The sequence below is a fragment of the Paraburkholderia sp. MPAMCS5 genome, from assembly GCF_036016995.1.
In the GTDB taxonomy this organism is placed as follows: Bacteria; Pseudomonadota; Gammaproteobacteria; order Burkholderiales; family Burkholderiaceae; genus Paraburkholderia.
This window is the reverse complement of the sequence record NZ_JAYXBK010000003.1, coordinates 343,191-367,645: the sequence shown is the minus strand read 5'-3', so window position 1 is coordinate 367,645 and position 24,455 is coordinate 343,191. Positions and strand designations below refer to the sequence as shown.

Genomic DNA, 24,455 nt, shown 5'->3' with positions numbered 1-24,455 from the left:
CCAGCGACGTGACTTCCACCGCCGAATCGCCCGCCGAGCGCCTCATTATCGAGGCGCTCGGCATTGCGCTTGCCGCGCTGCCCGCGAACGCACGCGTGGCGATTGCGTTTAGCGGCGGCGTCGATTCGAGCGTGCTGCTCGATGCTGCCGTGCGCGTGGCGGGCGCCTCGCGTTGCCTCGCGCTTCATGTGCATCACGGATTGAGCGCGAACGCCGATGCCTGGCTCGCGCATGGCGAGGCGTTCGCGCGGGAACGCGGCGTCGAATTCGCGGCGCAGCGCGTCGAGGTGTCGCGCAAGCCGGGCGTGAGCGTGGAGGCCGCGGCGCGCGACGCGCGTTATCGCGCGCTGGACGCGCTCTGCGCGGCGCACGGCGTGCACTTCCTGTGGCTCGCCCAACACGCGGACGATCAGGCGGAAACGGTGCTGCTGCAATTGTTGCGCGGCGCCGGCCTGGCCGGTCTCGCGGCGATGGCGCCGGAGTTTTCGCCGCCGGGCGCGGCGGCCACGCGCATGCGGCCGTTGCTTCATCTGTTGCGCGCGCAGATTGAGCAGTACGCAAGCGCGCGCGCGCTGCGCTGGATCGACGATGAATCGAACGCGGACACGCGCTATGCGCGCAACGCGCTGCGCCACCAGGTCACGCCGGCGCTGACGGTCCACTTTCCCGGTTTTCGCGACGCGCTCGCGCGCACCGCGTCGCATGCGGCGTCGGCGCAGCGCTTGCTGGACGACCTTGCGCGCATCGACCTCAGCACCGTCTCGCGAGACGAAGGGCGCGCGCTGTCGCACGACGCACTCGTCGCACTCGACGACGACCGCGCGCTCAATCTGTTGCGGTACTGGATGCGCTTGCAGGGCTTCGTCTCGGCATCGAGCGCGCGTCTTGGCGACGCGCTGCGTCAACTGCGCGAAGTGGGCGCGGGCGGCGACGGGCATCGTCTGCGGATCGATCATGCGGGTCATGCGTTGCGCAGCTATCGCGGGCTCGTCTATTGGGAAGCGGGCGACAGCAACGATCCCGCCGATGAAGCCGCGCTCATCGACCGCGAGACCGGTGAACTCGCATGGCAAGGTGAGGCGACGTGGCGTTTGCCGCAATGGCGCGGCACCTTTGTTTTTGAAGCAGTCGATCCGGCCGATCCGAATGCCGCCGACAGCGACGACGCGATTCCCGTCAGCGTCTTGCAGCGCGCATTGCTGAGCGCGCGCTCGCGCAGCGGCGGCGAACGCATGCGCACGAGCGATGCGCCCGGCGCGCCGCGTCGCACGCTCAAGAACCTGTTTCAGGAGCGCGGCATTCCGGCATGGAAGCGCGACGTGCCGCTGCTTTTTATCGGCGACGAACTGCTGTTCGTGCCGTCGCTCGGCGTGAACCGCGCCGCATTGCCGGCGCACGCGCCGCCGACCGAGGCGCGCGTGCGGGTCATCTGGCGTGAAGATTGGCTGATTGCCTGAGCGGCCGCCCGGTCACTTGCGAAGCGGCTCAATGAGTTTTGAAATAGGGCGCAAACGCGCGCCGGACAAGCCTTTGCGAGGGGCGCCGCGCGCGTGCGGACGGCCATTGCAGCTTGTCTTTTTGCGCTCGATCGGGTAATTTAACTTGTTTGCCCGACCCGCTTTTGCCGTCGCTTTTGTCGGTTTTCCGATCGTGATCCGAATTTCCCGGTAAGCCATTAGCGATCAATCACGGGCAAATCCGCGCGTGCTGCACGCGCGCTGCATCTACGCCGCCACACACTTTGCCGCCGTTCACGAGACGTTGCGCCCCTGTGCTTTTGTGCGGTCGTCGCGAGCGCGCCAGCGCGGTTTCTCCTTCAGTTCAGAACGACAATGGCACTCATCGTACATAAATACGGCGGCACTTCGATGGGCTCGGTCGAGCGCATCAAGAACGTCGCCAAGCGCGTCGCGAAATGGCACAAGGCCGGCCACAAGATGGTCGTCGTGCCGTCGGCAATGTCCGGCGAAACCAACCGCTTGCTCGGCCTCGCAAAAGAGATCACGACCCAGCCGAGCCCGCGCGAACTCGACATGATCGCGGCGACCGGCGAGCAGGCTAGCTCCGGCCTTCTGGCCATCGCGCTGCAGGACGCCGGTGTCGACGCGGTCAGCTATGCCGGCTGGCAAGTGCCGATCAAAACGGATAGCGCGTTCACGAAAGCGCGCATCAGCGAAATCGACGGCGAGCGCGTGCTGCGCGATCTCGACGCAGGCAAGGTGGTGGTGATCACGGGCTTCCAGGGTATCGACCCGGACGGCCACATCACCACGCTCGGCCGCGGCGGCTCGGACACCTCGGCGGTCGCGGTCGCGGCCGCGCTGAAGGCCGACGAGTGCCTGATCTACACGGACGTCGACGGTGTCTACACGACCGATCCGCGCGTGGTGGAAGAAGCGCGCCGGCTCGATCGCGTGACGTTCGAAGAAATGCTGGAAATGGCAAGCCTGGGTTCGAAGGTGCTGCAGATCCGCTCGGTGGAATTCGCCGGCAAATATCAGGTGAAGACACGCGTGCTGTCGAGCCTGACCGATCCGCTCATCCCGCTCGACGCCGAAATGAAGTCGGGCACCCTGATTACTTTTGAAGAAGACGAGACCATGGAAAAAGCAGTCATCTCGGGCATCGCGTTCCAGCGCGACGAAGCTCGCATCGCCGTGATGGGCGTGCCCGACAAGCCGGGCATCGCGTATCAGATTCTCGGCCCGGTGGCGGACGCGAATATCGACGTTGACATGATCATCCAGAACCAGAGCGTCGAAGGGAAAACGGCGTTCACGTTCACGGTGGGTCGCGGCGACTATCAGCGTGCCATGGACATTCTCACGGGCCAGGTGAAGGGCCACGTGCAGGCCGAGCAGGTGCTGGGCGATCCGAAGGTGTCAAAGGTGTCGGTGGTCGGCGTCGGCATGCGTTCGCACGTGGGCATTGCGAGCACCATGTTCCGCACGTTGTCGGAAGAGGGCATCAACATCCAGATGATCTCGACATCCGAAATCAAGATTTCCGTGCTGATCGACGAAAAATACATGGAGCTCGCAGTGCGCGCGCTGCATAAGGCTTTCGACCTGGATCAGGCGTAATTCGGTTGAAACAGCGGGGCGTACAAGAGCGCCTCGCGTGCTCGCGATGCATGCGTGGCCGCGGTGAGGAAAATTTCATCGCTAATGACAAGATTGGCACAAAAAGTGTTCGTCGGACATTGACCTATGCAGTTCGGCCCGCTATTATCTTGGCTTCGTCGCGCTGACTCCCTGCGCGACCGAAAGTTTGGGAGACGTGGCCGAGAGGTCGAAGGCACTCCCCTGCTAAGGGAGCATCTGGGCCAAAACCTGGATCGAGGGTTCGAATCCCTCCGTCTCCGCCAATGAAGGCGGCTTAAACCCCGTAAGTTCAAGGACTTACGGGGTTTTTGTTTTTTCGACCCACGAAGTGACCCACGTTGCGATAAGTGCGTCGCGCACATTGCAACGGCGTATGGTTGCGTTTGCATCCTTCTATGTCAAAGCTCATCGATGTTGGCTTCGTGGAATCGCCGTAGGTGCGCCAACAAAAAGCCGTGCACGAGGCGCGGCTCAATCATATGGGGCGGTCAGTTTTTGGCGGAGGCGGCGCGGCGGACGTCTGTCTGGTCGGCCTTTGTTGCGCAGGGTCAAGGGAGTGGGGCAGCGGCCAGATACTTACGCTTGGCCTCGACCGATACGCGCTGGTCCAGATACTTGCACGCCGCGCACCAGCAGCCCGCCAGTACCGCAATCGGGGACGTTGACCAGGTGTGGCCCCGTATACTCCCATTCCAGTTTCGTCGTGGCGTTCCTATAGGCGTCGGACAGGCATCGACCGCCACGCTCGCGAGCGATCTGGTTCATTTCTCCAATGGTATGGTTTGAGCGTTCCGCACGGGCGCACCCAAGGCACCAGGAGCCACCTTTGATATTGGCAGGGCTGGCGGCCCAAGCATGACCGCGTTTGCAGCGCCAGCGCATCGGATGCGCGCTGGTCCCATAGTCATCGGAGAGGCATTCGCCGCCGCGACCAGTGGCCAGCGCACGCATCTCCTCCAGCCTCGCGGCGCGGCGTTCCTGCTTTGCGCAGTCAGCACACCAGATGCCGTTGCGTACCTGGGCGGGGGACGTGACCCATTCGTGACCTGCGGCACAGCGCCAGCACAGTTTGCCCGTTGGTCCCGCGTACTCATTCGAGAGGCATTGTCCACCGCGCCGCGAGCGCGCGCATGTCCTCGATGCTGCGTTTCCGGCTATCGACGGCGCAAACCGGGCACCACGCCCCCCGCCACACGTATGCTGGCGGGCGTGGCGTCCCATGTGTGGCCGTGGTGGCATCCCCACGGCAGCTTCGTACGACCGTTGACGCGGGAGGTCGAGAGACAATTTGCCTCCCCGCTCGCGGGCCAGTGCCTCCAACAGGGGCAATCAGGTGCGCTCATGCTCTTCGGTGAGGCACGTCGAGCACCAGTTGCCTGTACGCTCACTAGCGACATCTGCCATTCGTGACCTTCGGGCATCGGCAGCACATACGAACCCATGTGGTGCACTTTCTTCACCGCGTAGTCGCCGTTGCCGTCCTTTTCGAACTTCACGCTCCAGCGGTCGAGTTCCTCGATCGTCGTGAAGCTGTGACGCGCATACGCATACACGGCTTCCTGATCGACGATGCCGTCGTTCGCGATGGTGACTCGCGCGTGTACTGCTCGGGCGTCGCGTGCCCCGGAACGCTCGCGTTGTTCAGACCGTCCATGCCCATCGAAATCGCGCCGCTGCGCTTCACGTTGGCCTTTTCGAGCAGCTAGACCTTGAGCGACGGATCGTGCTTCTTCGCCTTGATGGCCGCCATCGGCCCCGCCGTTCCAGCGCCGGCCACGACGATGTCGTAGTCGAGTACATGCGCATTGGTCATGCGCTCCTTGTGTTTTAGCGCTTATTCCGTGGGATTTTCTCGCGGTCGATGCGAAGCCGGCACTGAAAGGCGTCGCGGCGAAAGTACAGGTATTCGAAGTCCACCGGCTGTCCCGACGCATCGCGCGTGAGACGCTCGATCCGCAACCCGGCGTGGCCGAGCGACACATCGCAATCGTTCTCGATAATCAGAAAGGTGTCGCGCGTCGCGAGGTCCGCGTTCGCGAGTCGCTTGCCGATCGCTTGCGGCACCCACGGCAATTCGAGCGACACCGGTTCGCGATCGAGCACGCGATGCATCTCGATGGTTGACGATTTCATGGCCCATCGACGACATGGCTTCACAAGACGAAGTGACGAAGTGCGGTCTCGTGAGACGTCGTCTCGCATCAAACCAAGTTTTTCTGCTTTGCATTTGCCCAATCCTGCCGACGAACTGCGAAGACCTCGAATGTAACGAGACGTAACCGCACGGCGTCCTCGCGATGTTATGCATCAGTTATTACACACTTGAAATACGCGGCTCGCGACCTTGCGTTATATTTCCGCCCAACAACACATCTTCCAAGGGTGATCCATGAAGTCCGCTCGTTTTGTTCCGCTTCTGATCGGGGTCATTGCGCTGGGCGCGTCGAGTGCGGTAATGGCCGGGGGGCTCAACATCGGGGTCAATATCGGTATTCCCGCGCCGGTATACGTCGCGCCCGCTCCCGTCTACGCGCCGCCTCCGCCGCCCCCGCCGCCGGTCGTCTACCAGCCGGCGCCGGTGTATGCGGCTCCCGCTGTCGTGATCGGCTGGCACGGCGACCGCTACTGGGACGGCCGACGCTACTGGGCGCGCGACGACTGGTATCGCCGTCACCCGCCGGGCCGTTACGACTACGGCCGCGATCACTACGACAATCGCCGCGGCTGGCATTGAGCGAACGACGAAAAAAACCGCCCGTGAAAAGGCGGTTTTTTTCTGCCCGCGAGTGGTCGAAGTCAGCGGTGAGCCGCGCTCCTGTTCGCGCAGGTTTATTGGGTAGAATTCTCTCGCAACGCAATTGCCCACTGACCAATAAGGCGCTTATGACAACTGGCTCGCGACGGGTTCCATCGCCTCGTGCACTCCGATCCGGCGTGATTCCCCAGTCCTCGCGTGTCGGTCCCGCGCTCGTGTCGCGTTCATGGCGCAAGGTTTGCGTGGCAACCTGGTGCGGCGTGGTGGCCGCGGCCGCTTTGCTCGCGGCGCCCCAAGCTCACGCGGTCCACGCGATCGCCCAATATGGCGAGCCTAAATATCCGGCCGGTTTCAAGCATTTCGACTACGTCAATCCGGATGCGCCCAAGGGCGGCACGCTCGTGCTGGCCAATCCGAGCCGCCTGACGAGCTTTGATAAATTCAATCCGTTCACGTTGCGCGGCAACACCGCGCCCGGTGTCGATCTGCTGTTCGAGAGCCTGACGATCGGCAGTAGCGACGAAGTGGCGTCCGCTTATGGACTGCTCGCCGACGACATCAGAATCGCGCCGGATGGTTTGTCGGTCACGTTCCATATCAACCCCCGCGCGCGTTTTTCGAATGGCGATCCCGTCACCGCCGAGGACGTCAAATATTCGCTCGACACATTGAAAAGCCCGCAGGCCGCGCCGCAATTCGCGGCGATCTTCGGGCAGATCGTTCGCGCGGTGGTGGTCGATGCGCAGACGGTCCGCTTCGAGTTTCACCAGCGCAATCGCGAGTTGCCGTTGCTCGCGGGCGGCATGCCGGTGTTCTCGCGCAAGTGGGGCATGAAGCCCGACGGCAGGCATATTCCATTCGATCAACTGGCGTTCGAAAAGCCGATCGGCAGTGGGCCGTATCTGATCGAGCGCTACGATAACGGCCGCACGATCACGTACCGGCGCGATCCGAACTATTGGGGCGCGGCGCTGCCGGTGCGCGTCGGCATGTACAACTTCGAGCGCATCGTCTACAAGCTGTATTCGGATAACGTCGCGCGGCTGGAAGCATTCAAGGCCGGCGAGTACGACGCGCTCGTCGAATACGTCGCGCGCAACTGGGTGAGGCGCGATGTCGGCAAGAAGTTCGACAGCGGCGAACTGATCAAGAAGGTGTTCCCGCAACACAACGGCACCGGCATGCAAGGCTTCATGCTCAACACGCGGCGGCCCTTGTTTCAGGACGTGCGCGTGCGCCGCGCACTGGATCTCGCGCTCGATTTCCAGTGGCTGAACCGCCAGTTGTTCTTCAATCAGTACACGCGTATCGACAGTTTCTTTGCCAATACCGACTTGCAGGCGAAGGGGTTGCCTTCGCCGGGTGAACTGGCGCTGCTCGAACCGTGGCGCGCGAGACTCGATCCCGCAGTTTTCGGGCCGCCGCCGAAGCAGCCCGACACCGATCCGCCCGGCTCGTTGCGCGCGAATCTGCTGCAGGCGCGCGCGTTGTTGCAGCAGGCCGGATGGGTCTATCGCGACGGCGCGCTGCGCAACGCGAAGGGCGAGCCGTTCCAGTTCGAGATTCTCGACGACTCCGGCTCGGCCGCGCAGATGGAGCCGATCGTCGCGACCTACATCCGCAACCTGAAAAAGCTCGGGATTACCGCTACGTTTCGCGTGTCCGACTACGCGGTGTATCAGAAGCGGCTCGACGCATTCGATTTCGACACCACGACGATCCGCATGCCGGACGTGCAGGTGCCGGGTTCGGAGCAGATCGAGCGCTTCGGCAGCAAGGCGGCGGATACCACCGGCTCCGACAATATGATCGGGCTGAAGTCGGCCGCCGTCGATGCGATCCTGCGCGCGCTCGTCGAGGCGCAGACGCGCGAGCAACTGCTCGACGCCACGCACGCGCTCGATCGCGTGCTGATGCATGGTTACTACGTAGTGCCGCACTGGTACAGCGCGACGCATCGCGTGGCGTTCAGGCGCGGGCTCGCGTGGCCGGCCACGCTGCCCCTGTACTATGGGGCGGAAGGCTGGATCACGTCGATGTGGTGGTTCGTGCAACCGCAAGCGGCAAGCGGGGCCGAGCCGCAGTAATCCGGCGCGCGAGTCACGCGCTATAGTCATTCACATTGGTCAACCACGCAGTGCCCTCGCAACGGAAACACCCGCCATGTGGAGCTACATTCTCAAACGCCTGCTTCTGATGATCCCGACCTTGCTCGGCGTGCTGACGCTGACTTTCGCGGTGATCCAGTTCGTGCCCGGCGGCCCGGTCGAACAGATGCAGCACGAATTGCGCAAGGGCGCGGAGGGCGCCGCGCCATTCGGTTTGCGCGCGCATACCGGCGTCGACGCGCAGCAGATCGCGCAGCTCAAGGCGCTATACGGTTTCGACAAACCGCCGCTCGAACGCTACGTGTTGATGCTCAAGCGCTTCTCGACGTTCGACCTCGGGCAGAGTTATTTCCGTCATCAGAGCGTGTGGTCGCTGATCGTCTCGAAGCTGCCAGTGTCCATCAGCATCGGTTTATGGACGTTCTTTCTCACGTATCTGATCTCGGTACCGCTCGGCATTGCAAAAGCGGTGCGCAACGGCTCTCGCTTCGACTTCGCAACGAGCCTCGTCGTGTTGATCGGCTACGCGATTCCGGGCTTCGTACTCGGTGTGCTGCTGCTCGTGCTGTTCGGCGGCGGTACGTTCCTGCAACTCTTTCCGCTGCGCAATCTCACGTCGGATAACTGGGCGCAATTGAGCATCGCGGGCAAGATACTCGATTATCTGTGGCATATCGCGCTGCCCATCACGGCATCGGTCGTGGGCAGTTTCGCGGTAGTGACGATGCTCACAAAAAACGCCTTCCTCGACGAGATCCGCAAGCAATACGTGTTGACCGCGCGCGCGAAAGGCCTCTCCGAAAAGCGCGTGTTGTGGAAGCACGTGTTTCGCAACGCGATGTTGCCGCTTATCGTGGGTTTTCCGGGTGCGTTCATCGGCGCGTTTTTCACGGGAAGCCTGCTGATCGAGACGCTTTTTTCGCTCGACGGTCTGGGCTTGCTGTCGTATGAATCGGTCGTGCGGCGGGACTATCCGGTCGTGCTCGGCACGCTGTATCTGTTCACGCTGATCGGTCTCGCGACGAAACTGATTTCCGATCTTTGCTATGTGTGGGTCGATCCCCGCATCCAATTCGAACAACTGGAACGCTGATGAATCGAGCCCGCCTTTCCGCCGATGCAGCGGCGCGCACCGAGCCCGCGCGCGCGTTCGTCTCGCCTTCGCCCGCCCGCCGCGTGTGGCAGCGGTTTCGCCGGCAGCGTCTTGGCTACTGGAGTCTGATCGTGTTCGTCGCGGCTTTCGTGGCGAGCCTGGCGGGCCCGCTCTGGTCGAACGACAAGCCGATTGTGGTGCGCTACGACGGCCAACTGTATTTTCCGCTCTTCAAGACCTATGCGGAAACCACGTTCGGCGGCGATTTCCCCACGCCCGCGGACTATCTCGATCCGTATATCAAGCACCGCTTCGATGCGCCCGGCAACTTCGCCGTGTATCCGCCGAACCGTTACTACTACGACACGCTCAACTACTTTTCCAAGGCGCCGAATCCGGCGCCGCCTTCGCGTGAAAACTGGCTCGGCACCGACGACCGCGGCCGCGATCTGTTCGCGCGTCTGCTGTACGGTTTTCGGGTCTCGGTGGAATTCGGCCTCGTGCTCACGTTCATCGGAACGATACTCGGCATCGCGGCGGGCGCCGTGCAAGGTTATTTCGGAGGACGTATCGATATCGTCGGCCAGCGTCTGATCGAAATCTGGAGCGCGCTGCCGGAGCTTTACCTGTTGATCATTTTCTCGTCCATCTTCGAGCCGGGTTTCATCCTGCTGATCGTTCTGCTGTCGCTGTTCGGGTGGATCGGCTTGTCCGACTACGTGCGCGCGGAATTCCTGCGCAACCGGCAGCAAGACTATGTGCGCGCGGCGAAAGCCATGGGCCTCAGCAACTGGCAGATCATGTGGCGGCACGTGTTGCCCAACAGCCTCACGCCGGTGATCACGTTCCTGCCGTTTCGCATGAGCGGGGCGATTCTCGCGCTGACGAGTCTCGACTTTCTCGGCCTCGGCGTGCCTTCGCCTACGCCGAGCCTCGGCGAATTGCTCGCGCAGGGCAAGGCGAATCTCGACGCGTGGTGGATTTCGCTGTCCACGTTCGGCGTGCTGGTCGCCATGCTGTTACTGCTGACTTTCATGGGCGACGCGCTGCGTAATGCGCTCGATACCCGCCTCTCCGATGCCATGCGCGCCGGAGGTAATCAGTGAGCGCTCAAATCAACGGACAAGGGCGTGGCGGCGCGAAACCAGCCGAGCCGAGGAGCGACGCGCCACTGTTGGAACTGGATCGCCTGCACGTCAGTTTCGGCGACACCGTGGCGGTGAGCGACGTCACGTTGTCGATCCAGCGCGGCGAGCGCGTCGCGCTGGTCGGTGAGTCGGGCTCGGGCAAGAGCGTGACGGCGCTGTCCATCTTGCGTCTTCTGAGCGATGCGCGGATGAGCGGCTCGATCCGCTTCGACGGGCAGGATCTGCTTGCCAGAAGCGAGCGCGAGATGCGCGGCCTGCGCGGTTCGGACATCGCGATGATCTTTCAGGAGCCGATGACCGCGCTCAACCCGCTCTATACGATCGGCGACCAGATCGCGGAAACGATCGTCATGCACGACGGCGTGGCGGCGGCGGAGGCGCGCAAACGCGCGGTCGCGCTGCTTGCGCGCACGGGCATTCCGGAGCCCGGCAAGCGCGTGAACAGCTACCCGCATCAACTGTCGGGCGGGCAGCGGCAACGCGCGATGATCGCCATGGCGCTCGCGTGCCGGCCGCGACTTCTGCTCGCCGACGAACCCACCACCGCGCTCGACGTGACGATTCGCGCGCAGATCGTCGACCTGCTGCTCGAACTTCAGCGCGACGAGGCGCAAAAGCGCGGCATGGCCGTGCTGCTGATCACGCACGACCTGAACCTCGTGCGCCATTTCGCCCAGCGGATCGCGGTGATGGAAAAGGGCGTGCTCGTCGAAAGCGGGCCCGTCGAGCAGGTGTTCGAGTCGCCGCAGCATCCGTATACGCAACGCCTGCTGGAAAGCCGGCCGCAGCGCACCGTTTTGCCTGTGCTGCCTATCTCGCCGGTGCTGCTGCAAGCCCGCGATGTGTCCGTCGACTTCAAGACGAAGCTGCCCGGATGGGCCGGCTGGTTCGGCTCCGGGCGTTTTCGCGCGGTCGCCAGTGCGAGCGTTGCGGTGCGGCAGGGCGAGACGCTCGGCATCGTCGGCGAATCGGGTTCGGGCAAATCGACGCTGGCCATGGCACTGCTCGGGCTGCAGCGCACCGCGCACGGCGAGATCGAATTTCAGGGCAGGGCGCTCGGCAGCTATCGCGGCGCGGAGCAGACGGCGCTGCGCTCGAACATGCAGGTCGTGTTTCAGGACCCCTTCAGTTCGCTTTCGCCGCGCCAGACAATCGAGCGGATTGTCGGGGAAGGGCTCGCGCTGCACCGGCCGCAGATGTCGCCGCAAGCGCGGCGCGACAAGGTCGTCGGCGTGCTGCGCGAGGTCGGGCTCGATCGGACTGCGCTGCTGCGCTATCCGCACGAGTTCTCCGGCGGGCAGCGTCAGCGGATCGCCATCGCGCGGGCGCTCGTGCTCGAGCCGCGCCTGCTGATCCTGGACGAACCGACCAGCGCGCTTGACGTTTCCATCCAGCAGCAAGTGCTGAAACTGCTCGCCGGGTTGCAACGGAAGTACAACCTCGGCTTCGTTTTCATCAGCCATGATCTGGCCGTGATCGGGGCGATGGCGCATCGCGTGGCGGTCATGCAAGATGGTTCTATCGTCGAAAGTGGAGACGTTGAGCAGATATTTTCGGCGCCGTCCCACCCGTACACTCGAAAGCTCCTGAAAGCAGCGCTCGATCGTTGATTTTTCACCCTTTCGCCAATTGGGTGCGTGTCCCGATTGTATTTTTCTATTTGTTTTGACACGTGAATACTTACTGGCTAGTATCGACCAAACTTTTTTCCGTAGACCCCTGATTCTTTAGCAAAAAATACCGACCAATGCAGGACAGAAAACTCACCCAGGCTTGCACGCGCGTCGTCGCCGGGATGTTCATTGGCGTCTTGATGGCAGCAGCTCCCGGCGCTTTCGCCGACGAAGTAAGCAGTTTCAATCAAAATGCCTCGATTTCGCCCGTCAACGCGGCGAATTCCATGTCTTCCTCCAGCTCGCAATCGCTCAGCGGCAACACCGACAGCGGCGCCAAATCGTTCTTGTCCGGCATGGCCGGCAAAGCGGGCGACGTGGTGGTCGGCGCGCTCAACATGATTGGCGTTCGCTATCGCTGGGGCGGCAACACGCCGGATTCGGGGCTCGATTGCAGCGGCTTCGTCCGCTACGTTTTCCAGGACACGCTTGGCATGGCACTGCCGCGCCGCGCCGAGGAAATGAGCCGTGTCGGCGAGAAGGTTCGCGTGAGCGACTTGAAGCCGGGCGATCTGGTGTTCTTCAACACCATGCGCCGCACGTTTTCGCACGTAGGCATCTATATCGGCGACAACAAATTCGTGCATTCGCCTTCCACGGGCAGCACGATCCGCGTCGACGATATGGATAGCGGCTACTGGGAAAAGCGCTTTACCGGCGCGCGCCGCATCGAAACGTCGTATCAGGACGGCGAAGATCTGCGCAAGCGCGTGAACGCGACAATCGGCGGCAATAACTGATTTTTGCCGGGCTCGCCCGGTCGCGCGCATAAGAAAAAAGCCTGCTTCGAAAGAAGCAGGCTTTTTTGCGTTGCTGGCGGGACACTCTCGCAGGCAGCCAGAGCGTGCCTAATGCCGCGACTTATGCCGCGACTTATGCCGCCGCGCGGCTCGCCGCCAGCTTGCGTTGCAACTCCGGCATGATCTTCGCGACCGCTTCTTCTCCGGCCAGAATCGCCGCGTTGCGCTGCGAAAAGTCGCTGCCGCTCATGGCCGCCAGATTCGGCCGGATGACGATGTCGGCATATTTGTCGAGTTCGTAGGCCTTGATCGTCTGGCCCATGATCGTGAAGGTTTGCATGAGCACGTCGAACGAGCTGACCGTGAGGCCGCTTTCGGGGCGTTGCGAGATGTCCACGGCGATCACGAAGTCCGCGCCCATCTTGCGCGCGAACGAGGCCGGCACCGGACTCACGAGGCCGCCGTCGACATATTCGTGGCCGCCGATTTTCACCGGCTCGAAAATCGACGGCACGCTGCACGACGCACGCACCGCGATGCCGGTATTGCCGCGCTGGAACAGGATCGGCTGTCCGGTCCTGAGGTCGGTGGCGACCACGCCGAGCGGCTTGACCATTTTTTCGATGGGCCGATTGTTGAGCGTGGTGTTCAGATAGTTCTGCAGCGCGATGCCTTGCAGAAAGCCGCGCGTGCGAAACGGCATGGCCCAGTCGCTGATCGACGCTTCGTCCATGGTGAGCGCGAGCTTGTTCAGCGCGAAGCCGTTCATGCCCGACGCGTACAGCGCGCCGACCACCGACCCGGCGCTCGTGCCCGCCACGAGGTCCACCTGAACATTGCGCGCCTCGAGCGCCTTGATCACGCCGATGTGCGCGAAGCCGCGCGCGGCGCCGCCGCCCAGCGCGAGCGCGACGCGCAACGGCCGCTGCCGGTTGACGGGGGGCGTGTTCGTGGTGGGCGTGGCCGCGGATGTGTTCGACGGCGACGCGCCGTCGAGCTTGCTGCCAGCCGTGGTACAGGCGGCCAGCACCGCTGAGGCGGCCGCAAGCGAAAAGTTGCGGCGGCCGGGACGAGGCGACGAAGGTTTCAACGATTTCTCCAGCAACGGCGTACGCGGCGCGCTCCATGCAACAGGTGCAATCGGCGCCGTTTTTTCGCCGCGATCAGGCAAGGGTCAAGGCGACCGCGGAGGGCGGCTCCATGCGCCGTGGCGGGACTCCAGCCCCGGCGCGCGCACATCATAAATCAAAGCGGCGCGGGCGCGGCAGCCGGTAATGAAACGTTGCACAGGCGCCGGCCGCGCGCACCCCACGCGTGCCGTCTGACCATTCGGACGAGGGCAGGCGGCGCGCCGGTGAAAGGTATAATCCGGCTCTTGCTTATTCCTTCGCGTCCGTGCATGGCAGCGTCCTGCCGCATGGGTGCGGTTCGCTGCCGCGCTTTCCGGGCGATGTCCGTTCCGCGCCGGCGCCCGTCTTCGAGTAACCGCTAATGACCACCTCCGTTCGTACCCGTTTCGCGCCGAGTCCCACCGGCTTCATTCACCTTGGCAACATCCGCTCCGCGCTGTATCCGTGGGCGTTCGCGCGCAAGATGAAAGGGGTGTTCGTGCTGCGGATCGAGGACACCGACGTCGAGCGTTCCACGACCGAATCCGTCAACGCCATTCTGGAAGGCATGGAATGGCTCGGCCTGAATTTCGACGAAGGCCCGTTCTACCAGATGCAGCGCATGGACCGTTACCGCGAAGTGCTCAAAGAGATGCACGACGCGGGGCTCGTGTACCCGTGCTACATGTCCACGGAAGAGCTCGACGCGCTGCGCGAGCGTCAGCGCGAAGCCGGCGAAAAGCCACGCTACGACGGCACGTGGCGTCCCGAACCGGGCAAGGTGCTGCCCGAGCCGCCGGCGGGCGTGCAGCCGGTGCTGCGCTTCCGCAATCCGCTGACGGGCACCGTGGCGTGGGACGACGCGGTGAAAGGACGTATCGAAATCTCGAACGAGGAACTGGACGACCTCGTGATCGCGCGCCCGGACGGTACGCCGACCTACAACTTCTGCGTGGTGGTGGACGATCTGGACATGCGCATCACGCACGTGATCCGCGGCGACGATCACGTGAACAACACGCCGCGTCAGATCAACATTCTGCGCGCGCTCGGCGGTGAGCCGCCGGTCTATGCGCACTTGCCGACCGTGCTCAACGAGCAGGGCGAGAAGATGAGCAAGCGCCATGGCGCGGTGAGCGTGACGGGTTATCGCGACGCCGGTTTCCTGCCTGAAGCGGTGGTGAACTATCTGGCGCGCCTCGGCTGGTCGCATGGCGACGCGGAAATTTTCTCGCGCGAGCAGTTCGTCGAATGGTTCGACCTCGAGCATCTAGGCAAGTCCCCGGCGCAATACGACCACGACAAGCTGAACTGGCTCAATGCGCATTACATCAAGGAAGCGGATAACGCGCGCCTCGCCGGACTGGCCCGGCCGTTCCTCGCGGAGTTGGATATCGACGAAGCCGCCATTGTTCAAGGCGCGGATTTGACGGCGGTGGTGGGCTTGCTGAAAGACCGGGCGTCGACGGTGAAAGAAATCGCCGACAATGCGGCCATGTTCTATCGCGCGCCCGCGCCCGACGCCGACGCCTTGGCGCAGCATGTGACCGACGCGGTGCGTCCGGCGCTCGGCGACCTGGCTGCCGCGCTAAAGACGGTCGAGTGGACGAAGGAGGCGATCGCCGCCGCGCTGAAGGCGACGCTCGGCGCGCATAAGCTGAAGATGCCGCAGCTCGCCATGCCGGTTCGGCTGCTGGTGGCGGGCACGACGCATACGCCGTCCATTGATATGGTGCTGATGCTGTTTGGCCGCGAGGTCGTCGTGGGTCGTATTGAAAAGGCGTTGGCGTAACGAGCGCGTTCGCGGCGGCCATTGAGAGGGTTTGCGTGCGGCTTCAGAAAAAAGTCGCACGCAATTTGCTCAAAGGGTATTTACAAAGCGCAAATTGGCCTCTAGAATCTCGTTTCTGTTCTGCAAGGGGGTATAGCTCAGCTGGGAGAGCGCTTGCATGGCATGCAAGAGGTCAGCGGTTCGATCCCGCTTACCTCCACCATCAGAGCAGAGTGAAGTCGTTCCGAAGTCTGGAGCTTGTAGCAAAAAAGACTTCACAAACAGCGGTTGCGTAGTTTAAAATAGCGTTCTTCGCTGTTGACGAAACAAGCTTGTAGCGGAATAAGCAGCAAGTTAGCGTCAGTCAGCAGCGAGTTGAAGACAGATCTGAAAAGATTATGTCCCCTTCGTCTAGAGGCCTAGGACATCACCCTTTCACGGTGAGTACAGGGGTTCGAATCCCCTAGGGGACGCCAAACATCAGCGTCGCTTTAGTGTTCGGATTGCTATCCGGTTAGCAGTAAAGCAGCGCAGCTTGCAGAGAAATAACCGACGCTCGCAAGCTAGGGTGTAAAGACTGGAGTGGTAGTTCAGTCGGTTAGAATACCGGCCTGTCACGCCGGGGGTCGCGGGTTCGAGTCCCGTCCACTCCGCCAGACAAAGCCCGTTCATCCAAACTTGAACGGGCTTTTTCATTAAAGGTGTAAGCAGTACGTTGTCCCCTTCGTCTAGAGGCCTAGGACATCACCCTTTCACGGTGAGTACAGGGGTTCGAATCCCCTAGGGGACGCCAAAACATCGGCGTCGTTCGGTTGGAAGTTGAACGATGTAGTGGGTGAGTAAGCTAGCTAGCTTGCTCGCCAGGTGTGAAAATCTGGAGCGGTAGTTCAGTTGGTTAGAATACCGGCCTGTCACGCCGGGGGTCGCGGGTTCGAGTCCCGTCCGCTCCGCCAGATTTGAAAAAGCCCACTTCGAAAGAAGTGGGCTTTTTTTATTTCCGCCGACGATCCCACCCCATCCCGCCTGTTCACGCTCGGGACAAACAGCCATTGCCAGCGCACGCGGCCTGCTTTACCGTTAATCGACTTTTCTTCGTCGTGCCGCCATGTTCGATCCAACCGAAGCTCCGTCACCGTTCGTTCTGCGCGAAGCCAACATGGACGATTTCGAGTTCGCCGAAGCGCTGACTCATCGCAACATGGGCGGCTACTATGTGCGGCATCACCTCGTCTGGCGCGGCGATCTCTTTCTCGGTAGCTGGCGCGAGTCGGAGAACTTCATTCTGGAAATGGACGGCAAGCCGATCGGCGTATTGCGCATCACGCAGGAGGGCGATTCCCTGCATATTCGCGACGTCCAGATCGCCGAAGGCTATAGGCGGCTCGGCGCGGGGACGCATCTGCTGGACGTCTCGCACCAATGGGCGCGCGAGCGCGGCCTGCGCGAACTGCAACTGCGTGTTTTCGTCGATAACCCCGCGGCGCGGCTCTATCAGCGCAAGGGGTACAAGCTGGCCGGGCCGCGCCTCGCGCAGCTCGGCGCGATCCGTCATCTGGCACGGCGCGTTTGAGCTGCGCAGCCGGCAATCAACGCCCCGCGCCGCTCGTCACATCCTCTCCGAGCCGCGCCGGGTGCTCGCCGACATCTTCGCCCAGACCCGCGCCGTCTGCGCGTCCGCCATTTTCCAGCCGATGTTCCGAGCCGCGCTCAATAAACGCCCGCGGGCTCTCGCCGAAAGCGCGCCGAAACATCGCGGAAAACGCACTCTGGCTTTGATAGCCCAATTCCTGCGCGACATGCGAAAGCGGCCGCCCCTGGCTCAGCAACGGAATCGCCCGTGCCAGAATCGCCTGTTGGCGCCATTGCGAAAAGCTCACGCCGAGTTCCTGACGAAAGAGCCGCGCGATGGTGCGCGTGCTCGCGCCCACGCTTGCCGCCCATTGCTCGAGCGATTCGCCCGGCGTCGGGTCCGCGATCACGGCTTCGCACAGCGCGCGCAGGCGCTTTTCGTTGGGCATTGGCACGGAGAGAGGCAGCGGCTCGGAGCGTGTCAGTTCGTCAAGCGCGAGCGCGCCGAGCAGTTGCTCACGCGCGGCCGGAATGCCCGGTGTATCGAGCGCGGCAATCACTTCGCGCAGCAGATTGGAAACTTCGACCACGCGCGGCGTATCGAGGCCGGCGGGCACGGTTTTTTCGCTGATGTAGAGCGTGCGCAGGAATGCGTCTTCGACCGCGACGACCTCATGCATGACATGCGGCGGCACCCAGATCGCGCGCGAGGGCGGCACCATCCACGTCGTGCCGGTTGTCGCGACCCGCAGCACGCCGCGCGGCGCATACGCGACCTGCGCCCACGCATGCGCGTGACGCGCGAAGTGCGAGCCCAGCGGCATGGGCCGCGAGCGCACGCGAATCGGATGTGCGTCATTCGGCTGGAATTCGGGCGGGGTGTCGGTCAAGCTGACGAAGCTCGATGTGTCCGAGCCGACGGGCGAAGTCATGGCGAAGGTCGATCCACGAAACGAAACACTGCGGGTTGGAACCCGCCGGCTACGGGCGGATTCTCATTGTAGAGCTTGCCTGCTTTTCGACGTTGCATAATGTCCCGATTGACCCACCACCTATCAAGGAGCGCACACGACGATGCAAACCGTCTTTGTCTACGGCACGCTGCGAGCGGGCGAAGTGAACGATATCCGCGATGCCGCGGCGCGCAACGAGATCGCCGAGCCGAATCTGCTCGGTACGGCCACGATTCGCGGCCATCTATTCGACTTCGGCTCGTATCCGGGGCTCGTGATCGACGATCAGGGCGTGGACGTCATAGGCGACGTCTACGAGATCGACGATGAACTCGTCGCCGTACTCGACGAAATCGAGGCCGTGTACCCCGGCGTCGAAGACCGTTTTCTCGCGCGCGAGGCGATGGTCAAAGTGGACGGCAACGTGGTGAACTGCCGCTTCTATCCGGTCGCGCCCAATGCGGTGCAGGGGCTGCCCGAAATCCGCTCCGGCGACTGGGTGCAGCACCGCAGCACGCGCTGATCGCCGCGACAAACGCGGCAAACGCGACAATCAGGCCGGCACAAAAAAACGGCCCCTCGGGCTTACGCCCGTCGGGCCGTGCGGCCGGTCAATCTGTGCGCCCGGTCGCCGTGGCGACTCGAGCCTCGTTGTTTAGATTTCCTCGTAAAGCGGCAGCGTCAGGAAGTCGGTGAACTGCTCGGACGTCGACATCTCCTCGAAGATTTGCGCGGCGCGTTCGTACGGTTTCGTGTCGCCGCCTACAGCTTGCTTCACCTTGTCGAGTTCCTGCGCGGCGAGTTCGCGCACGAGTTCGGCGGTCACCTTACGGCCGTCGTCGAGAGTGCCCTTCGGCGAGCGAATCCATTGCCATACCTGCGAGCGCGAAATTTCCGCGGTGGCGGCATCTTCCATCAGGTTGTGGATCGGCACGCAGCCATTGCCCGCGAGCCATGAACCCAGGTAGTGAATGCCGACGTTGATGTTGTTGCGCAAACCGCCTTCGGTGATCGGCGCCTCCGGGCGGAAGTCCGTCAGGTCAGTCGCGGTGACGAGCACGTCGTCGCGTTGCTTGCCGATCTGATTCGGCTTGTCGCCGAGCACCTTGACGAATTCTTCCATCGCGATCGGCACGAGGCCCGGATGCGCGACCCAGCCGCCGTCGTAGCCGTCGCCGGCGTCGCGCGCCTTGTCGGAGCGCACGCCGGCCATGGCCTTGTCGTTCGCGGCCGGATCGTTCTTGATCGGAATCAGCGCGCTCATGCCGCCGATGGCCGGCGCGTTACGCCGATGGCACGTCTTCAGCAGCAACAGCGCGTAGGCGCGCATGAAGGGCGACGTCATCGTGATCTGCGAGCGGTCCGCGAGACAGAAGTCGCGGTCGGCCTTGAACTTCTTGATCGCCGAGAAGATGTAGTCCCAGCGGCCGGCGTTGAGCCCCGAGCTATGCTCGCGCAGCTCGTACAGAATCTCGTCCATTTCGAAGGCGGCGAGAATGGTTTCGATCAGCACGGTCGCGCGAATCGTGCCGCGCGGCACGCCGAGCGCTTCCTGCGCGGCGACGAAAATGTCGTTCCACAAACGCGCTTCCAGATGGCTCTCCATTTTCGGCAGATAGAAGTAGGGGCCCGAGCCGCGCGCGACCAGTTCCTTCGCGTTATGCACCATGAAAAGCGCGAAGTCGAAAATGCCGCCCGACACGCGCTTGCCGTCCACCTTCACATGCTTTTCGTCCAGATGCCAGCCGCGCGGACGCACGATCAGCGTGGCGATCCTGTCGTTCAGCCTGTACGACTTGCCGTTCTGCTCCAGCGAAATCGTGCGGCGCACCGCGTCCTTCAGATTGATGTGGCCGGTGATCTGATTGTCCCAGCTCGGCGCATTCGAATCTTCGAAGTCGGTCATGTACGAATCCGCGCCGGAGTTCAGCGCGTTGATGATCATCTTGCGCTCGACCGGACCGGTGATTTCCACGCGGCGGCATTGCAGATCCTGCGGCAGCGGCGCGATGGTCCAGTCGCCTTCGCGCACGCTTTTCGTTTCGGCGAGGAAGTCGGGACGCTCGCCCGCGTCGAGCCGCTTCGTGCGTTCCGCGCGCGCCTGCAACAACTGCTGACGGCGCGGCTCGAACGTGCGATGCAGCGCGGCGACGAGTTCGAGCGCCTCGCGCGTGAGAATCGCTTCAAAGCCTGGCTTGATCTCGGCGGTGATTTCCATGCCCTGCGGCAGCGACAACGATGACAGCGGATTCGCCATGTTTTCTCCTTGGTCGGTCAGATTGCAAAGATGCAAAGTTGAAATGCGGTTGGTGTGGATCGAGACGATCGTTCAGTGATGGAAGCGGCCTCACGCGCCAGGGCTGTGGCGCGTGCGGCTTCCTCCGGCGCCGGCGCGGCTCCCGCGTCCGGTGGATGCTTTGGAATTCAGAAAAGTCAGCAGGTCGCTCATGCTCGCGCCGATGCCGTGCGGCGTCGCGCCCAGTTCCTCGAACGGCGCGTTTTGCCGGTTCAGCCAGAATGTAGTGAAGCCGAACCACGTCGCGCCGGCCACGTCCCATCCATTCGACGACACGAACACGATCTCGCGCGGTTCCGCGCCAAAGGCCTGTGTGCCGAGCGCATAAGCGGCGGGCGACGGTTTATACGCACGCACGGCGTCGACGGAAAGCACGTGGTCGAAAAGGCCGCTCATGCCCGCGCTCTTCACGGCGACGTCGAGCATTTGCGGATTGCCGTTGGAGAGAATCGCGAGACCGGGCCGCGCGCCGCGCGGCGTGCCAGCCGATGAAGCAGCCAGGACGGATGCCGCGCCCGCCTTCGATGCAGCGGACACATCGGCGTCGCGCAACAGACGCAGCGCCTGCGCGGCATCCGGAAAGGCGGAGAGGCACGCGTACTCGTCCATCAGACGCTTTTCGGCCGAACGGCCGAGCGTCAGTTGAAGCTTTCTGGCTGAGAAGCGCAGGGCGTCGAGCGTGATGTCCCAGAACGGACGGTAATGCGAGGCGGCGCCGCCGGCATCAGCCAGCGTGCGCAATTGCGTGTATTCGATCTGTTTCTGGCGCCACAACTGCGAAAGCGCGTCGCCGCGCCCGGGGAAGATCTGCTCGGCGGCAGCGATCACCGAATGCACGTCGAAAAGCGTGCCGTAGGCGTCGAAAATCACTGCTTTTGGGAAAAGTGTCGTTGTGGCCGACATTGCCGTGCGCTCCTGTCAGAGGTCAGGATGGATTGTATTACCGCTGCTTCACGCTAAAAAAGAGGCTAAAGATCACTTGATCTTTTACTTTCATGCACCTAATCTGACGCCCATCGGCCACTTTGCCGCACACGCGGCGCCACTGTTCATGGACCGTTTCAAGCAGATCGAGACTTTCGTCACCGTCGCGGCCAAAGGCAGTCTGTCGGCCGCGGCGCTCGCCGAGGGCGTCGCGCCCGCGATCATCGGCCGCCGCATCGACGCGCTCGAAGAGCGCCTCGGCGTCAAGCTGCTGGTGCGCACCACGCGCAAGATCACGTTGACCTTCGAAGGCTCGGCCTTTCTCGAAGACTGCCAGCGCATCATTCACGACATGCAGAACGCCGAAGCGAGCGTGTCGGCGGGCGGCGTCAAGGCGAGCGGCCATCTGCGGCTGTCCGCGCCGGCGGGTTTCGGGCGGCGGCACGTCGCGCCGCTGGTGCCGGCTTTCACGGTCGCGCATCCGGATGTGTCCATCACACTCGATCTGTCGGACCGGCTCGTCGATCTGGTCAACGAAGGTTTCGACTGCGCGGTGCGGCTTGGCGAATTGCCGGATTCGTCGCTGGTGTCGCTCAAGCTCGGCGAAAACCGGCGCGTGTGCGTCGCCGCGCCGGCATATCTCAGTCGGCGCGCCGCGCCGCACAACCTCGCGGACCTCGTGCATCACAACTGCCTCGCGCTCGGCGCGAGCGCCAACCAGCAGCGCGGCTGGATGTTCCAGCAGGACGGCAAGGTCGTGTCGATCAAGGTGTCCGGCACGATGGAATGCTCGGACGGCGCGGTGCTGCACGAATGGTGTCTCGAAGGCCACGGCCTCGCGTGGCGCTCGTGGTGGGAAGTCGGCGCGGACATCGCGGCGGGACGTCTCGTGACCGTGCTCGACGAGTTCGCCGCGCCGCCCATCGGCATCCACGCAGTGTTTCCGCAACGCCGCCATTTGCCGCTGCGGGTGCGGCTTTTTCTCGACTTTCTCAAGCATACGTATGGCCTTTCGGACTACTGGGGCTGACGCCGCGCAACGGGTTTTCGATATTCGGACAGACCCTCAATAGCCGTTTGGGGCGGGTCTTCGCGTCCTACAATCGTTTTGAGGCGGCAGAAACGAACACGCGAGCTGCACCACCTACACGCCTACACGCGACTGACACGGATACGGAGGCTCAATGTTCAGGCACATTCTCGTTCCGACCGACGGTTCAGACCTCTCGCGCAAGGCGATCGCCGGCGCGATTGACCTTGCGCAGGCGGTCGGGGCGCGCGTCACCGCGTATGCGTGTCTGCCGCAATATCCGTACGCGCCGTTCTCCGACATCGCGGTCGAACCGCCGTCGGAATTCCTCGAACGCAGCGAGCGCGAGGCGCGCGAACATCTGCGTGAAGTGGAGTTTGCCGCGAGCCGCGTGGGCGTCGTGGTCGACAGCCGCACCAGCGTGCATCCGGCGCCGTATCTCGGCATCATCGAAGCGGCGGAGCGGGGCGGTTGCGACGTCATCTTCATGGCTTCGCACGGGCGGCGCGGTCTCGGCAGTTTGCTGATCGGCAGCGAAACGCAGCGCGTGCTCACGCATACGAAAATTCCGGTGCTCGTGTACCGCTGATCCCGCTGTCGCCGGCTGGGCAAAAAAACGCGCCGGCGATCAGGCCGGCGCGTTTTCCGTTCGCCGCACAACGTCGTTGCGCTGACCTGCCGCGCAGCGCCCAACTTTTTCTTAGGATTCCCGCCATCGACATGTTGTGCCGGTGCGCCGTTGCGCCGATGGCGGGCTCCTCCCTGTGACGGCGGCTTCCCGGCGCAACCGCTGCGCCGTTCTTTCGCCGCATGTCTGCCTTTCGTCTTTGCGATCGGGCCGCGAGAGGCCGTTACGCGACTTTCTTGTCGAAGAACTGTTCGTCTTCCGTCGAGCCGTGCAGCGCGGTCGTCGATGCATCGCGTTCCACGGTTTGCGTCACCGCGTCGAAATAGCCGGTGCCCACTTCGCGCTGGTGCTTGACCGCGGTGAAGCCCTTTTCGGCGGCGGCAAATTCGGCCTGCTGCATCTCGACGAACGCCGTCATCTGATTGCGGGCGTAGCCGTGCGCGAGGTTGAACATGGAGTAGTTCAGCGCGTGGAAGCCGGCCAAGGTGATGAACTGGAACTTGTAGCCCATTGCGCCCAGTTCGCGCTGGAACTTGGCGATGGTCGCGTCGTCCAGATTCTTCTTCCAGTTGAACGACGGCGAGCAGTTATACGACAGCAGTTGATCCGGGTATTCCTTGTGGATCGCGTCGGCGAATTTCTTCGCGAACTCGAGGTCCGGCTTGCCCGTTTCGCACCAGATCATGTCGGCGTACGGCGCGTAGGCGAGGCCGCGCGAGATAGCCTGTTCGAGGCCCGGCTTCGTGCGATAGAAGCCCTCGACAGTGCGCTCGCCGGTCAGGAACGGCTTGTCGTTTTCGTCGACGTCGGACGTGATCAGGTCGGCGGCTTCCGCATCCGTGCGGGCGAGCAGGACGGTCGGCACACCCGACACGTCCGAGGCGAGACGCGCGGCGGTCAGCTTCGCGACGTTTTCGCGCGTCGGCACGAGCACCTTGCCGCCCATGTGGCCGCACTTCTTCACCGACGCGAGCTGGTCTTCGAAGTGCACGCCCGCGGCGCCGGCTTCGATCATCGCCTTCATCAGTTCGAATGCGTTCAGCACGCCGCCGAAACCGGCTTCAGCGTCGGCGACGATCGGCGCGAAGTAGTCGATATAGCCTTCGTCGCCGGGATTTTTGCCTTCCGACCATTGAATCTGGTCGGCGCGCGTCAGCGTGTTGTTGATGCGCTTGACGACGAGCGGCACCGAGTTCGCCGGATACAACGACTGGTCCGGGTACATTTCGCCGGCCACGTTCGCGTCGCCCGCGACCTGCCAGCCCGACAGGTAGATAGCCTTGAGGCCGGCCTTGACCTGCTGCATCGCCTGGTTGCCGGTCAGCGCGCCGAGGGAATTGACGAACGGCTCGGTGTTCACGCTGTGCCAGAGCTTTTCTGCGCCGCGCTTTGCGAGCGTGTGTTCGACCTGGACGGAGCCGCGCAGACGGATCACGTCTTCTGCGGTGTAGCTGCGCTTGACGCCTTTCCAGCGCGGATCGGTGTCCCATTGCTGTTGAAGTTGGCGGGCTTGTTCTTCGCGCGTCGTCATGGTGTTCTCCTTGGTTGCCTGAA

18 protein-coding genes, 6 tRNA genes and 2 pseudogenes are annotated in these 24,455 nt (G+C 63.1%); 19 read left to right on the top strand and 7 right to left on the bottom strand.

What is annotated here, in order from left to right; all coding sequences use genetic code 11:
- Positions 1–8 precede the first annotated feature (8 nt).
- The 3 genes from tilS (at position 9) to VOM14_RS09185 (ending at position 3,367) form a co-directional block, all read left to right on the top strand.
- Positions 9–1,457 (top strand): tRNA lysidine(34) synthetase TilS, encoded by a 1,449-nt coding sequence (gene tilS / locus VOM14_RS09195; RefSeq protein ID WP_327628395.1) that lies wholly within the window; start codon positions 9–11, stop codon positions 1,455–1,457.
- Between the two features lie 375 nt (positions 1,458–1,832).
- Entirely contained in the window at positions 1,833–3,083 is a 1,251-nt protein-coding gene (locus VOM14_RS09190; RefSeq protein ID WP_327628394.1) for an aspartate kinase, read from the top strand.
- Between the two features lie 190 nt (positions 3,084–3,273).
- Positions 3,274–3,367: transfer RNA gene (locus VOM14_RS09185), tRNA-Ser, on the top strand.
- A 1,140-nt stretch (positions 3,368–4,507) separates the two neighbouring features.
- Here the strand turns inward: VOM14_RS09185 and VOM14_RS09180 are convergent.
- Positions 4,508–4,917 (bottom strand): annotated as a pseudogene (locus tag VOM14_RS09180) (FAD-binding protein); the annotation flags it as partial.
- Between the two features lie 14 nt (positions 4,918–4,931).
- Positions 4,932–5,273 (bottom strand): annotated as a pseudogene (locus VOM14_RS09175) (GntR family transcriptional regulator); the annotation flags it as partial.
- A gap of 220 nt (positions 5,274–5,493) precedes the next feature.
- On the opposite strand from VOM14_RS09175, the gene VOM14_RS09170 reads away from it, so the two are divergent.
- The 6 genes from VOM14_RS09170 to VOM14_RS09145 all read left to right on the top strand — a co-directional run bounded on the left by VOM14_RS09170 (position 5,494) and on the right by VOM14_RS09145 (position 12,621).
- Positions 5,494–5,838 (top strand): hypothetical protein, encoded by a 345-nt coding sequence (locus tag VOM14_RS09170; protein ID WP_327628393.1) that lies wholly within the window; start codon positions 5,494–5,496, stop codon positions 5,836–5,838.
- A 236-nt stretch (positions 5,839–6,074) separates the two neighbouring features.
- Positions 6,075–7,946, top strand: a complete 1,872-nt coding sequence (locus VOM14_RS09165; protein ID WP_442955530.1) for an extracellular solute-binding protein — start codon at positions 6,075–6,077, stop codon at positions 7,944–7,946.
- Between the two features lie 76 nt (positions 7,947–8,022).
- A complete protein-coding gene (locus VOM14_RS09160) occupies positions 8,023–9,060 on the top strand; it encodes a microcin C ABC transporter permease YejB (protein ID WP_327628391.1) in 1,038 nt (345 codons plus the stop codon).
- On the top strand, positions 9,060–10,166 hold the full coding sequence (locus VOM14_RS09155; RefSeq protein WP_327628390.1) for an ABC transporter permease: 1,107 nt from the start codon (positions 9,060–9,062) through the stop codon (positions 10,164–10,166). The genes VOM14_RS09160 and VOM14_RS09155 overlap by 1 nt, the downstream gene beginning before the upstream one ends.
- Complete coding sequence (locus VOM14_RS09150; protein WP_442955527.1) at positions 10,163–11,818, top strand: ABC transporter ATP-binding protein; 1,656 nt, start codon at positions 10,163–10,165, stop codon at positions 11,816–11,818. Before VOM14_RS09155 ends, VOM14_RS09150 begins: the two co-directional genes overlap by 4 nt.
- A gap of 137 nt (positions 11,819–11,955) precedes the next feature.
- Positions 11,956–12,621 carry a C40 family peptidase gene (locus VOM14_RS09145; protein WP_327628389.1) on the top strand — a complete coding sequence of 222 codons (666 nt, stop codon included), beginning with the start codon at positions 11,956–11,958 and terminating at the stop codon, positions 12,619–12,621.
- Positions 12,622–12,754: 133 nt separating this feature from the next.
- On the opposite strand, the gene VOM14_RS09140 is transcribed toward VOM14_RS09145, so the two are convergent.
- Positions 12,755–13,711, bottom strand: coding sequence for a patatin-like phospholipase family protein (locus VOM14_RS09140; RefSeq protein WP_327628388.1), 957 nt, complete (start codon positions 13,709–13,711; stop codon positions 12,755–12,757).
- Positions 13,712–14,112: 401 nt separating this feature from the next.
- Here VOM14_RS09140 and gltX point away from each other — a divergent pair, with 401 nt between their 5' ends.
- The 7 genes from gltX (at position 14,113) to VOM14_RS09105 (ending at position 17,071) form a co-directional block, all read left to right on the top strand.
- The gene (gene gltX, locus VOM14_RS09135; RefSeq protein ID WP_327628387.1) at positions 14,113–15,522 is read left to right on the top strand and encodes a glutamate--tRNA ligase; all 1,410 of its coding nucleotides are present in this window, start codon (positions 14,113–14,115) and stop codon (positions 15,520–15,522) included.
- 126 nt (positions 15,523–15,648) lie between these two features.
- Positions 15,649–15,724, top strand: a tRNA-Ala gene (locus VOM14_RS09130).
- 177 nt (positions 15,725–15,901) lie between these two features.
- A tRNA-Glu gene (locus VOM14_RS09125) sits at positions 15,902–15,977 on the top strand.
- 103 nt (positions 15,978–16,080) lie between these two features.
- Positions 16,081–16,157 (top strand) — tRNA-Asp (locus tag VOM14_RS09120).
- Positions 16,158–16,218: 61 nt separating this feature from the next.
- A tRNA-Glu gene (locus tag VOM14_RS09115) sits at positions 16,219–16,294 on the top strand.
- 83 nt (positions 16,295–16,377) lie between these two features.
- Positions 16,378–16,454, top strand: a tRNA-Asp gene (locus VOM14_RS09110).
- 152 nt (positions 16,455–16,606) lie between these two features.
- Complete coding sequence (locus VOM14_RS09105; protein WP_327628386.1) at positions 16,607–17,071, top strand: GNAT family N-acetyltransferase; 465 nt, start codon at positions 16,607–16,609, stop codon at positions 17,069–17,071.
- A 16-nt stretch (positions 17,072–17,087) separates the two neighbouring features.
- Here VOM14_RS09105 and VOM14_RS09100 read toward each other — a convergent pair whose 3' ends face one another.
- Positions 17,088–18,002 carry an AraC family transcriptional regulator gene (locus VOM14_RS09100; RefSeq protein ID WP_327628385.1) on the bottom strand — a complete coding sequence of 305 codons (915 nt, stop codon included), beginning with the start codon at positions 18,000–18,002 and terminating at the stop codon, positions 17,088–17,090.
- Between the two features lie 142 nt (positions 18,003–18,144).
- Here VOM14_RS09100 and VOM14_RS09095 point away from each other — a divergent pair, with 142 nt between their 5' ends.
- Positions 18,145–18,546 (top strand): gamma-glutamylcyclotransferase family protein, encoded by a 402-nt coding sequence (locus VOM14_RS09095; RefSeq protein ID WP_327628384.1) that lies wholly within the window; start codon positions 18,145–18,147, stop codon positions 18,544–18,546.
- Positions 18,547–18,678: 132 nt separating this feature from the next.
- Here the strand turns inward: VOM14_RS09095 and aceB are convergent, their stop codons facing one another.
- The gene (aceB, locus tag VOM14_RS09090; RefSeq protein ID WP_327628383.1) at positions 18,679–20,280 is read right to left on the bottom strand and encodes a malate synthase A; all 1,602 of its coding nucleotides are present in this window, start codon (positions 20,278–20,280) and stop codon (positions 18,679–18,681) included.
- Between the two features lie 90 nt (positions 20,281–20,370).
- Positions 20,371–21,222, bottom strand: a complete 852-nt coding sequence (locus tag VOM14_RS09085; RefSeq protein WP_327628382.1) for a (S)-2-haloacid dehalogenase — start codon at positions 21,220–21,222, stop codon at positions 20,371–20,373.
- A 148-nt stretch (positions 21,223–21,370) separates the two neighbouring features.
- Between VOM14_RS09085 and VOM14_RS09080 the strand changes: the two genes are divergently transcribed.
- Positions 21,371–22,273, top strand: coding sequence for a LysR family transcriptional regulator (locus VOM14_RS09080; RefSeq protein WP_327628381.1), 903 nt, complete (start codon positions 21,371–21,373; stop codon positions 22,271–22,273).
- 154 nt (positions 22,274–22,427) lie between these two features.
- The gene (locus VOM14_RS09075) at positions 22,428–22,862 is read left to right on the top strand and encodes a universal stress protein (protein ID WP_327628380.1); all 435 of its coding nucleotides are present in this window, start codon (positions 22,428–22,430) and stop codon (positions 22,860–22,862) included.
- Between the two features lie 262 nt (positions 22,863–23,124).
- Here VOM14_RS09075 and aceA read toward each other — a convergent pair whose 3' ends face one another.
- Positions 23,125–24,432 carry an isocitrate lyase gene (gene aceA, locus VOM14_RS09070; RefSeq protein WP_327628379.1) on the bottom strand — a complete coding sequence of 436 codons (1,308 nt, stop codon included), beginning with the start codon at positions 24,430–24,432 and terminating at the stop codon, positions 23,125–23,127.
- Positions 24,433–24,455: the final 23 nt, after the last annotated feature.